This is a genomic window from Pseudomonas sp. 3B-A001-10F (genome assembly GCF_056313565.1).
Genome location: NZ_JBQYFW010000035.1, coordinates 52,098 through 63,689 on the forward strand (window position 1 = coordinate 52,098; position 11,592 = coordinate 63,689).

6 protein-coding genes and 1 pseudogene are annotated in these 11,592 nt (G+C 61.2%); all 7 read right to left on the reverse strand.

What is annotated here, in order from left to right:
* Positions 1–2,160 (reverse strand): glycogen debranching protein GlgX, encoded by a 2,160-nt coding sequence (glgX, locus tag AC0ZWN_RS24445; RefSeq protein ID WP_095126261.1) that lies wholly within the window; start codon positions 2,158–2,160, stop codon positions 1–3.
* 226 nt (positions 2,161–2,386) lie between these two features.
* Entirely contained in the window at positions 2,387–2,701 is a 315-nt protein-coding gene (locus AC0ZWN_RS24450; RefSeq protein ID WP_093432930.1) for a DUF2934 domain-containing protein, read from the reverse strand.
* Between the two features lie 27 nt (positions 2,702–2,728).
* Complete coding sequence (locus AC0ZWN_RS24455) at positions 2,729–5,497, reverse strand: malto-oligosyltrehalose synthase (protein ID WP_476336916.1); 2,769 nt, start codon at positions 5,495–5,497, stop codon at positions 2,729–2,731.
* A complete protein-coding gene (malQ, locus tag AC0ZWN_RS24460; protein WP_476336918.1) occupies positions 5,494–7,572 on the reverse strand; it encodes a 4-alpha-glucanotransferase in 2,079 nt (692 codons plus the stop codon). Before malQ ends, AC0ZWN_RS24455 begins: the two co-directional genes overlap by 4 nt.
* Positions 7,569–9,371: a malto-oligosyltrehalose trehalohydrolase gene (gene treZ / locus AC0ZWN_RS24465; RefSeq protein WP_460090805.1), complete on the reverse strand. Its 1,803-nt coding sequence runs from the start codon at positions 9,369–9,371 to the stop codon at positions 7,569–7,571. The genes malQ and treZ overlap by 4 nt, the downstream gene beginning before the upstream one ends.
* 18 nt (positions 9,372–9,389) lie before the next feature.
* The gene (gene glgA, locus AC0ZWN_RS24470; protein ID WP_095050737.1) at positions 9,390–10,976 is read right to left on the reverse strand and encodes a glycogen synthase GlgA; all 1,587 of its coding nucleotides are present in this window, start codon (positions 10,974–10,976) and stop codon (positions 9,390–9,392) included.
* 511 nt (positions 10,977–11,487) lie between these two features.
* A pseudogene (locus AC0ZWN_RS24475) lies at positions 11,488–11,592 on the reverse strand (IS110 family transposase); the annotation flags it as partial.

Genomic DNA, 11,592 nt, shown 5'->3' on the forward strand with positions numbered 1-11,592 from the left:
TCAGTCTTCTTCGTCACGTTGCAGTTCGAACAGCAGCAGCGAGCGCCCGGTGACCGAGTATTCGTGGCCGAAATCGAAGCGTTCCTGACCACGGATCGACGGCTGATTGGTGTCGATCATGCAGGTCCAGAAACTGCCTTCCGGTACCTCCGGCAAGGTGAAATTGACGATGTCATGATGGGCGTTGACCACCAGCAGCAAGGTCGCATCCGCACCTTTGCGGCGAATCCCGGTTTCCTGCGCGCGGCCGTCGAGCAACATGCCGAGGCAGCGGTTGTGCGCATCGTGCCAATGCTCGGTGGTCATCTCAGTGGCATCCGGCGCCAGCCAGGTGATGTCCTTGACGCCAATGTCCTCGTTGTATTCGCCAACCAGGAAGCGGCCGCGACGCAGGATCGGATAGGCCAGGCGCAGCTTGATCAGGCGCTTGACGAATTTCAGCAATGCCTTGCCGTCCTCGCTCAGGTCCCAGTTGACCCAACCGATCTCGCTGTCCTGGCAATAGGCGTTGTTGTTGCCGTCCTGAGTGCGGGCGAACTCATCACCGGCGACGATCATCGGCGTGCCTTGGGCGAGCAGCAGGGTGGCGAAGAAATTGCGCATCTGCCGATGGCGCAGGGCATTGATTTCAGGATCGTCGGTCGGGCCTTCGACGCCATGGTTCCACGACAGGTTGTTGTTGCTGCCGTCCTGGTTGTTTTCGTCGTTGGCTTCGTTGTGCTTGTCGTTGTACGAGACCAGATCGTTGAGGGTGAAACCGTCGTGGGCGGTGATGAAATTCACCGAGGAGTACGGCCGCCGCCCGCGCTGGTTGAACATCTCGCCGGAAGCGGTCATGCGGCTGGCAAAGTCGGCGACCTGGCCGTCGTCGCCTTTCCAGAACGCGCGCACGGTGTCGCGGAACTTGTCGTTCCATTCGACCCAGCCCGGCGGGAAGTTGCCCACCTGATAGCCGCCGGGGCCGCAGTCCCACGGTTCTGCGATCATCTTCACCTGGCGCAGCACCGGGTCCTGGCGGCAGGCGACAAGGAAACTGTGACGCTCGTCGAAACCGTCGTGGTAGCGGCCGAGAATCGTCGCCAGGTCGAAGCGGAAACCGTCGACGTGCATCTCGCTGGCCCAGTAACGCAGCGAGTCGGTGACCATTTGCAGCACGCACGGGTGGCTCAGGTCGAGGGTGTTGCCGGTGCCGGAATCATTGATGTAGTAGCGCTTGTCGTCGGGCATCAAGCGGTAATACGAGGCGTTGTCGATGCCGCGCATCGACAGGGTCGGGCCTTGCTCGTTGCCTTCTGCGGTGTGGTTGTAGACCACGTCGAGGATCACTTCGAGGTTGGCTTCATGCAGGTGCGCGACCATCTCCTTGAATTCGGCAATCTTGCCGCTGGCCAGGTAGCGCGGGTCCGGGGCGAAGAACGCGATGCTGTTGTAACCCCAGTAATTGGTCATGCCTTTGTGCAGCAGATGCTGGTCATTGACGAAGGCATGAATCGGCAGCAATTCGACGGTAGACACGCCGAGCTTGCGAATGTGTTCGAGCACGTCGTCGACCATCAGCCCGGCAAAGGTGCCGCGTACGTTCTCCGGTACCGACGGGTGACGCATGCTGATGCCGCGCACGTGGGTTTCATAAATGATGGTCTTGTCCCAGGGCACGCTGACGCGATGGTCATTGCCCCAGGTGTGCGCCGGGTCGATGACTTTGCACTTGGGCACAAATGGTGCGCTGTCGCGTTCATCGAAACTGAGGTCGGCGTCGGGGTGGCCGATGGTGTAGCCGAACAGCGCTTCCGACCATTTGAGTTGGCCGACCAACTGCTTGGCGTACGGGTCGATGAGCAATTTGTTGTGGTTGAAGCGGTGACCGTTGGCCGGGTCGTACGGACCGTAGACGCGGTAGCCGTAGATCAGCCCCGGGTGCGCATCGGGCAGGTAGCCGTGGTAGATCTCATCGGTGTATTCCGGCAGTTCGATGCGTTCGAGTTCGACTTCGCCGGCATCGTCGAAGATGCACAGTTCGACCTTGGTGGCGTTGGCGGAAAACAGAGCAAAGTTCACCCCCAGACCATCCCAGGTCGCACCGAGCGGGAAGGGCAGGCCTTCACGGATTCTCGACGGCTCGGCGTGCGCGGTGGGCTCGGCATTCTTTGGACGGGTCATGATTGCTCCTGCAAAACGGGTAATTTCTGGGCTTACACATCCCCCTGTAGGAGTGAGCCTGCTCGCGATAGCGGTCTATCAGGCGACATCAATGTTGAATGTCAGATAGCTATCGCGAGCAGGCTCACTCCTACAGGGGATTGGTGTGTTTCTTCAGGGCGAGTGAGCCCTCGGTGGCGAGCGAACCCGCCACACGTTCATTCAGTTCAATAATCCGGTTAGAGCGTCAGATCGCCGAAGGCTTCTTCGGCGCCCGAGGCTTTTTCTCGGCAGGCTTTTCGCCTGGGGGAACCACTTTAGCGGCGCTGGCCGGCTTGGCTTTGGCCGGTGGTTTCGGCTTGGCGGCCGGGGCCTTGGCCTCGGCTGTCTTGCCAGCCGGTTTGCTGCCGGCGGCTTTCGGCGGTTTCTTCGGTGCCAGCGCTTCCGCTTCGGCGAGCTTGCGCGCCATTTCCCAGTGGCGTTCTTCATGCCCCTCGGGCTTACCTTCCGATTCCCAGATTTGATAGGCGAATTCGCGGATGCGTTTATCGTCGGTACTCATCGCAATGCTCCTGAACTGAACTCATGCTTACGTTAAGTGTTGGATAAAGAGATTGACCGGGACATCCCCCAGCGCGTCGCTGATATTCAGCTCCCTGTTTTTTGTGACTGCGCTGCTTGAAAAAAGTCCCTTCAGGTTTGTCGCAGAGGCGGCGAACGGTAAAACCACCCGCGTATCGCCCCAGCGCAGCGCATCGACCTGAGGTACAGCACCGTTTTCCAGCAGGGTCGCGCAACGGACCGGCACGATCACGATGGCCTGCTTCCCCGCGTGCTCACGGGCAAACGCGAGCACGTTGTGCGCCTGACTGCCGAGCACTTCCAGAGCCTGGTAGCTGCCCCGGCGGAACAGCTCGGCATGTTCGACGCGCAGCTTTAGCACTTGGGCGATCAAGGCTTGCTTGATGCGCCCGTCACGCCAATTCGCCAGCAACTCCACAGCTGGCAATGGCTCGTGCAAAGCGTGTTCGCGAGCGGCGTAATCCACCGGCCGGCGGTTGTCCGGATCGACCAGGCTGAAGTCCCAGAACTCATTGCCCTGATACAGGTCCGGCACCCCCGGCACGGTCATGCGCAGCAAGGTTTGCGCCAAACCATTGAGCGCGCCGGCAGCGGCGATGCTGTTGACGGTCTTGCTCAGCGCGGCGCGCAGCAGTTCGCCTTCCTCACCGGTGAGGAGTTTTTCGGTGAACGCTTGCGCGGCGTTTTCGTAGCTTTCGCTCGGTGCGCTCCAACTGCTTTGCAGCTTGGCTTCACGCAGGGCTTTCTGCTGCCATTGCCAGATGCGCTTGGCGTAATCGGCGAAACCCGCCTGGTCGTCGTCACGCAGTTGCAGCGGCCAACTGCCCAGCAACGCTTGATAGAGAATCAGCTCATCGCCGCTCGATGGCATCTGATCATCCACCCGCACCGGGCGGGCGAGGGCGCGCCACAGCTCGATCTGCTCGGCGTACCAATGGCTGCGCTCACTGAGTACGGCCAGACGTGCGCGGGTGTCTTCACCACGTTTGTGATCGTGGGTCGCGGTGGCCAGCAAGTTGTCGGGGAATTCCTTCAGCCGTTGTTGATTGACCGCATGAAAGTCGCTGAGCGGAGCGCTGAACTGTTCGGTGTTGTAGCCGACGTCATTGCGCGACAGCAGCACAGCGGAGCGATACAGCGCGGTGTCTTCCACGGCTTTGGCCGCTGCCGGGGAGGTCAGTTGCTGAAAGCGTACGCAGGCATGCTTGAGAATCTTGCGCGAACGCCCGCGCGGTTTACGCCGCCACGGCGTACCGCCAAGCCAGGCGGCAACGCAGTCGAGCACCGGCCAGTCGCCTTCGCCGAGGCTCTGTCGCGCACCGTCCATGGCCTGCTGGAAGAATTTTTCATCCTGCGCGGAGCGGCCCATGGCGCTGATGTACGTGCGATACACCGGGAAGTGCACGATCAACGCTTGCAGCACTCGGCGGATCGCCCCGAGGGTCAGGTCGCGGGTCATCAGGTCATCGCGGGCGACTTGCAGCAGGGCCTGGGCGACGCTTTCGCAATCGCTGGCGAGCGAGCCGTTGAGGATCTGCTGACGCGCCAGTTGCGCTTCCTCGATGAACGCGGCCGGGCGTTCGCTACGCCGTTGCCAGAGGTCGCCGAGCATGTGTTCGCCATCCGGGTCGTGTTGCAGCAGCGACAGCTGATTCATGAATTCATAACCGGTGGTGCCATCCACCGCCCAGTCGCGGTGCAGGGTTTCGCCGGCGCCGAGGATCTTCTCGACATAGATCGGCAAATGTCTGCCAGGTGCCAGCAGATCAACCCGGCGGCGCAGTTTGCGGCAGTAACCGCGTGGGTCGGCGAGACCGTCGATGTGGTCGATGCGCAAACCATCGACCAGCCCTTCGGCAATCAACTGGAAGATCTTGCCGTGGGTGGCTTCGAACACTGCCGGGCGCTCAACGCGCAGGCCGCCGAGCTCATTGATGTCGAAGAAGCGCCGCCAGTTGATGTCATCCGCCGCCGTGCGCCAACTCGCCAGGCGATAGCTCTGACGTTCGAGCAACTCATGCAGTTTGTGGAAGCCTTCTTCGGTGGTCGAGTCGTAGTGCTGCAGGTTGTTCTGGATCGCTTCGAGGATCTGCGGATCACTCGCCAGTTGGCGCAATTCTTCTTTAAGCGGAATCGCCAGTGAATGGGCATCGGTCTGATAGCTGAGGGCGCCGAAGCGATCGGCCAACGGCTTCAGCGCATCCGAGGATTTCAGCAGCTCAGGGTAATCATTCGGGCACACCGGGAAGTGATGGTCATAGTGCTCGACATGGAAACTGCCGGTCTGCGCATTGAAGTGCAGTTTCAGCGTGCCTTCCTGCAGGGCCACGCCGTAATCGCTGCCGAGGAACGGCAGCAGCAACTGGCCTTCCATCAGTGGGTCCGGCGAATGCCATTGAATGTCGAAGAACTCGCCATAAGGACTCAGCCGCCCCCATTCCAGCAGATCAAGCCACCACGGGTTGTCGCTGCCACCGACTGCCATGTGGTTGGAAACGATGTCGAGGATCAGGCCCATGTTGTGTTCGCGCAATGTGCTGACCAAGCGCCGTAACGCCGGCTCGCCGCCAAGTTCCGGGTTGACCTGGGTCGGGTCGACCACGTCGTAGCCGTGCATCGAACCGGCCCGCGCTGCGAGCAGCGGCGAGGCATAAATATGGCTGATGCCGAGCCGGGCGAAGTACGGCACCAATGGCACCGCTTGTTCGAGGGTGAAACCTTTATGAAATTGCAGACGCAAGGTCGCGCGCAGGGGCTGGATGAGCGCTTGGTTCATTGGTCACGCTCGGCAGCCTGGAGCCTTGCGCAGGCGAGTAATTCCAGACGTCGCGCCGCATCCGCGCCATCGAGCAGCGCCTCACTGGTGCCGGGCAAGCGCCGTGACCAGTTCGGATGGGTGTCGATGGTGCCGGGCAGATTCGCCTGCTCATTGATGCCCAGCGCATCTTCCAGCGGCAACAGCACCAACGGCGCGCGGGTGTGACCAAGGAAACGCACCGCGGCATCGACCACTTGATCGGCCTCGTGGGATTCCTCGCGAAAGTTTTGCGGGTCCTGGCTCAACGCGTTGCGCAGGCCTTCGCGCTCACGCTGGCGGTGATGCCGCCATTCGATTTCACCGTTGGCATCGACGAACCCCAAGCGTGCGTTCCAGTCGATATCACGACCATGCCACCAGCCGTTGAGCGTCGGCAGGTCGTGGGTGCTGGTGGTCGCCAAGGCGTTGTCCGGCCAGTCGAGAATCGGTTTGAAAAAGGTGTTGTCCTGCTCGAACAGCAGCACGCGCATGCCGAGCATGGAGCGGGCGATGAGCTTTTCACGCAGGCCATCGGGCACCGTGCCGAGGTCTTCACCGAGGACGATCGCCTGGTGGCGATGGGATTCGAGGGTCAGCAGGCGCAGCAAGTCATCGACCGGGTAATACAGGTACGCGCCATCGGCCGGCGCCGCGCCGTTGGGGATCACCCACAAGCGTTGCAGGCCCATGACATGGTCGATGCGCAAACCACCGGCGTGGGCGAAGTTGGCACGCAGCATGTCGATGAAGGCACGGAAACCATTGCGAATCAGGCCTTCCGGCGAGAATGCGGAAATGCCCCAGCCCTGGCCCGAGCGATTGAGAATATCCGGCGGCGCACCCACGGTCAGCGAGGCGAGCAATTCATCCTGGAAACTCCAGGCCTGGCTACCGGCGCCATCGGCACCCACCGCCAGATCGGCGATCAGGCCAATGCCCATGCCGGCGCTGCGTGCAGCGGTTTGCGCGCGCTCCAGGCAACGGTGGATCAGCCATTGGCAAAAAGCGAAGTAGCCGATGCGTTCGGCATATTCTTCGGCAAACGCTTCGAGCGCTGCGCCGCGTGGGTCGTGCCAGTGTTCCGGCCATTGCCGCCAGTCGAGGTTTTCACCACGGGCGGCGCGCATTTCCTGAATGGCTTCGAAGCGACAATGGTTTTCCAGTGCCTCACCACCGGCATGGCGGAAACTGCCGAAGTCTGGGTGCAGTGGGTGGTCACCGGCGATGAAACCTTCGTACAACGCTTGCAAGAGTTTTTGCTTGGCGTCGGCGGCGCTTGGCCAGTCGATCAGGGTCAGGTCTTCCAGTTGCGGAAACTGTTCGGCCAGGCCGGTTGCGTCGATCGCATCGCGCACAGCGCGCTCACCAAGAATCGCGCCGGGGGCGGCGTACAGGGGATTGAGAAACAGACGACTGGACGGCGAATAAGGACTGTAGCGCCCGGTATCGGCGCTGAACATGGCGTGCAATGGGCTGATCGCCAGCGCATCGGCGCCGCGTTCACCGGCCACGCGCACCAGATCTTCCAACGCTTGGGTGTCACCGAAACCGCCATCGCCGGGGCGGCGCAGCGAATACAGTTGCGCACTCAGACCCCAAACGCGAGGAATCGGATTATCCACCGCATCGCCGACACTGAAGCAGCGCTCCGGGGCCACGGCCAAGGTGAAATATTGATCGCCGATGTGCACCTGTTGATAGCCGACCGGAATCAGTCCCGGCAGTACCGCTTCAGAATCCAGTTTCAGGTTCAGTCGTGAGCCGTCTTCAAGGTGGATTTCGCACGGGGTTTGCGGGGCGAAATACCGACCCAGATCGAGGCCGACGCCGACATCGCTAGTGAGTAGCGGCGGCAAGTGCCGGTCTTGTTGGGCAGCTTGCAGTTCCAGCAGGCTGGCGTCGATTTCCTGCGCGGTGCTGGCGGGGTGGCCGAGTCCGATCAGAACATTGCGCAGCACCGCCGGGGCGACTTTTTGCGGGCGGCCGTTGGCGTCGATCCAGTCGACGGCAAGGCCGGCGCGGCTTGCAAGTATTTCCAGTTGCGCATCGCTCATAGGCGCTCTCCATCCAGAGGTTGCAAAGGGGTTGCGGCCGTGAGGCTGACAAGCGCGCAATACGCGGGCAGTTCGCCCGATTCCGATAGATCGACGCTGGATGGCTGTTGAAACAACCACACGGCCTCGGTCTGTGGAGGGTTGACCACTGGCGTGTCGCTGAGGTTCAGGTCAATTCGCAGCTCGCTGCCATTGCCCAGACGCCAGCGCGCACTGACCGCGCCATAACCGAGCATATGGGCGCCAAGCGCTTGCGTGCCGGACAGATGGGGGATGATGTATTGATGGCGAAATTGCAGCAGCTTCTGGTACAGCGCGAGGGTTTCCTGCTGTTTCACGCTGCCATTGCCGATCAGCCTGGGCTGTGAGGCGTGGAAGGTTTTTTCGGCGTTCGGGTCGGGAATCTGCTCGCGTTTGTGCGGATCGGTGAAGGCACTGAACGCGGCGAATTCATTGCGGCGGCCCTCACGCACCAACTTGGCCAGTTCACCGTGGTGACTGGTGAAAAACAGGAACGGCTGCTCGGCGGCGAACTCATCGCCCATGAACATCAGCGGAATCATCGGCGACAGCAGTAACAACACGGTCGCTGCCTGCACGGCACGCGGATCGGCCAGGTGATGCAGGCGCTCGCCGAACGCACGGTTGCCGATCTGATCGTGGTTTTGCAGGAACAGCACGAACGCCGTGGAGGGCAGGTGTTCGCTGGGTTCGCCGCGTGGTTCGCCATGGCGGGTGATGTGGCCCTGGAAAACAAAACCCTGACTGAGGCAGCGCACCAATTGTTCGGTGGGTTGTGCGGCGTAGTCGGCGTAATACGCATCGGTTTCGCCAGTGAGCAGGACGTGCAGGGCGTTATGGCCGTCGTCGTTCCACTGCGCGTCGTAGTCGTATTCCAGCAGGCTCGACTGGTTGAGTTCGTTTTCCACGGTCAGCCAGACATGCCGGCTGGGGTCGATCTGCGCGCGGATGCGTCGGGCCATTTCGCTGAGAAAATCCGGATCCTCAATGGCATGCACGGCGTCGAGGCGCAGGCCGTCGAAACGGTATTCGAGCAGCCACATCAGCGCGTTTTCGATGAAGAACTCGCGCACTTCGCTGCGACGAAAATCGATCGCCGCGCCCCACGGCGTGTGCTTGTCTTCGCGAAAGAAGCCTTTGGCGTAACGGTGCAGGTAATTGCCGTCCGGGCCGAAGTGGTTGTAGACCACGTCGAGAATTACCGCCAGACCGTGGCTGTGGGCGCTGTCGATCAGGTGTTTGAGTTGTTCCGGGGTGCCGTAGGAGGCTTGCGGGGCGTAGGGCAACACACCGTCGTAGCCCCAATTGCGTTCGCCGGGGAACTGCGCCAGCGGCATCAGTTCGATGGCGGTGATGCCCAGGCCTGCAAGGCGCGCCAGATGTTGTTCGACTTCCGCGAAACCACCGAGCGCACCGACGTGCAACTCGTAGATCACCGCTTCGCTCCATGGCCGACCGTGCCAGGCCGTGTGTCGCCATTGATAAGCCAGAGGATCGACCACCACGCTGTGGCGGTCGAGGTCGCCATCCTGGGCTCGGGAGGCCGGATCGGGCACCTCCAGTTCGCCGTCGATGTTGTAGCGGTAGCGGGTGCCCGCCGGACAGCGGGCCTTGATCACAAACCAGCCGTCTGCCTGAGGCAGCATCGGCAGCGACTGGCCGTTTTCGAGTTCGACACTCACGTAAAACGCATCCGGCGCCCATAGCGCAAATTGCGTGTGTTCGGCGTCCAGCATGATCGCGCCGTGGGGCCAGGTTTCAGTAGACCGTAACGGCATCGTGGTGAACCTCCCTGGTTATTTGTGGTGAGCTTTACCCAGCGCCTTGGCGACCAGTTGTTCGTAGAGTTCGGCGTACGGTTCAACCGCTTTGCACCAGTTGAACGGCGCAGCCATTGCGCGGCAACGCATGGCGTTGAGCAGTTCGGGGAAGGCGAATACCTTGAACGCGCGGCTCAGCGCCTCTTGATAGCTTTCAGCGGTGGACTCATCGAAGAGGAAACCGGTGACGCCGTTTTCAATGGTGTCGGCCAGACCGCCGGTATTGCGCGCCACCGGCAGCGAGCCGAAACGCTGGGCGTACATCTGACTCAAACCGCAAGGCTCGTAACGCGAAGGCATCAGCAGGAAATCGCTGCCGGCGAACATGCGTCGGGCGTCGGTTTCATTGAAGCCGATGCGCACACCGATCTGCCCAGGAAAGCGCAGCGCCAGTTCGCGCATGGCTTGTTCTTCTTCCGGTTCGCCGCGACCGATGATTGCGATCTGGCCACCGTTCTGCACGATGTATTCGGATACCGCTATCGTCAGGTCCAGACCTTTCTGGTAGACCAGTCGCGACACCACAGCGAACAACGGTCCGGTGGAATCGTTGAGGCCGAACAGCTCACGCACGTGCGCGGCGTTGATCGCTTTGCCTTCCCAGTCGCCAATTGCAAACGGTGCAAACAGGTGCGGATCGGTGGCCGCATCCCAGCTTTCATCGATGCCGTTGGGGATACCACTGAGCAAACCTTGCTGAGTCTTGGCGGCGAGAAAGCCGTCGAGGCCACAGCCGAAATCCGGGGTGGTGATTTCCTGCGCATAAGTCGCGCTGACCGTGGTGATATGGCTCGAATACGCCATGCCGGCCTTGAGGAATGACATCTTGCCGTAGAACTCCATGCCTTCCTGTTGCAGGGCATGGGCTGGAATCCCCAGCTCCGGGCAGGAGCCGAGGCTGGTCACGCCTTGATAGGCGAGGTTGTGAATGGTGAACAGGGTGGGCGTACGCTGCCCGCGCCAGTGCATATAGGCAGGCGCGAGACCGGCCGGCCAGTCATGGGCGTGCACCAGATCCGGGCACCAGTGAATTTGCGCGAGGTTGGCGGCGATGTCGGCGGCGGCCAGACCGAGGCGGGCGAAGCGAATGTGGTTATCCGGCCAGTCGCGGCCGTTGTTGGCGCCGTAGGGCGAGCCTTCGCGCTCATAGAGTTCGGGGCAGATCAGCACGTAGATGACCAGACCGTCCGGCATGTCCATGCGCCCGATCTTGCACGGCGGCAGCGCTGCGTGGCCGCCCAGTTCGCCGATGATGTGGATCGGGTTTTCGCTGTGCATCACCTGCGGGTAACCGGGGATCAACACGCGCACGTCGTGCAGATGGGCCATGGCCCGGGGCAGGGCAGCGGAGACGTCACCCAGACCGCCGGTCTTGACCAGATCGGCGATTTCCGAGGTGACGAACAAGACTTTTTTCTTGTTGGGGTTCTGGCTCGCTACCGGAGTCAGCGTTTTGGTGCCGGGAATGTTGATCTGTCGGCTGCCAGGAACACTGATGGTGCTCGATTCACCAACCGCCTGCTGAGCACGCTCTCCCTGAATTTCCAATGCCGCACTGATCATATGAATCTCCCGTCTCGTTGATCTGATTCTTGTCTTGAACAAGCGATGTCCATGGCCAAGTCCTGTGGCCGGGCGCAAACGCGCCACGCATCGGTGAGCAAACGCTACCCAACACGCGCAAGCAGAATGGGTGAACGGGCCGTTGCAAGGATTGCACCAGTCGCTATGGCCCTGTCGTTCAGATGACCAGCCGCCGCGCGCAAAAGTTTCGACTTTTTTTCCGCGATGTGACCGGTCGGTTTTACCCCGCGAAAGTCAGTCTAGGCCAGATCCTAGAGCGGGGCGGAGCAAATGGGTAAATTGTTCGACAATCGGTTGGCAAGCCACGCCGACCGTGCTTTTGAGGGGGAAACGCACCGACGAAGTGCAGGTTTTTCTGCGAGGGAGGGCGAAAACGGTGACTGATCGGTCACGATTCTGTGCTAGCGGGAAGTGCGGTTGCACTGTTGTGGTGCGGGCAGTTAGTTGATCGGCTGACCACAGACAACACCTGTAGATACTCTGTTCACGGTCAAGCTTTTGCGAGATCTTTTGCGCTAAAAAGCTTGGCCGTATCGAAATCTTCGCCGGCTCGCATACAGGCCCACAAGCCGGTCAGGTATTTGCGCATGACGGC

Excerpts from the sequence above, each read along its gene's own strand:
- glgX (WP_095126261.1), bottom strand. The coding sequence starts at position 2,160 with ATGACCCGTCCAAAGAATGCCGAGCCCACCGCGCACGCCGAGCCGTCG.
- AC0ZWN_RS24450 (WP_093432930.1), bottom strand. The coding sequence starts at position 2,701 with ATGAGTACCGACGATAAACGCATCCGCGAATTCGCCTATCAAATCTGG.
- AC0ZWN_RS24455 (WP_476336916.1), bottom strand. The coding sequence starts at position 5,497 with ATGAACCAAGCGCTCATCCAGCCCCTGCGCGCGACCTTGCGTCTGCAA.
- malQ (WP_476336918.1), bottom strand. The coding sequence starts at position 7,572 with ATGAGCGATGCGCAACTGGAAATACTTGCAAGCCGCGCCGGCCTTGCC.
- treZ (WP_460090805.1), bottom strand. The coding sequence starts at position 9,371 with ATGCCGTTACGGTCTACTGAAACCTGGCCCCACGGCGCGATCATGCTG.
- glgA (WP_095050737.1), bottom strand. The coding sequence starts at position 10,976 with ATGATCAGTGCGGCATTGGAAATTCAGGGAGAGCGTGCTCAGCAGGCG.